The 255-nt window shown below is 58.8% G+C and carries 1 protein-coding gene; it reads right to left on the bottom strand.

What is annotated here, in order from left to right:
• A partial coding sequence (locus tag R0J92_RS24690; RefSeq protein WP_411053628.1) for a GTP-binding protein occupies positions 1 to 255 on the bottom strand: 255 nt, incomplete at both ends.

Raw genomic sequence — 255 nt, forward strand, 5'->3', positions numbered from 1 at the left:
GGTCGCGCGCCTCGCGGTCCATCTTGTTGACGAAGGTGACGATGGGAATGTCGCGCATGCGGCAGACTTCAAAAAGCTTGAGTGTGCGCGGTTCGATACCCTTGGCGGCGTCGATGACCATGACGGCGGAATCGACCGCGGTCAGCGTGCGATAGGTGTCATCGGCAAAATCTTCGTGGCCCGGCGTGTCGAGCAGGTTGAAGATGCAATCCTTGTACTCGAAGGTCATCACGGAGGTGACAACGGAAATGCCGC

This window comes from Tritonibacter sp. SIMBA_163, from assembly GCF_046535935.1.
Classification (GTDB): Bacteria; Pseudomonadota; Alphaproteobacteria; order Rhodobacterales; family Rhodobacteraceae; genus Epibacterium; species Epibacterium scottomollicae.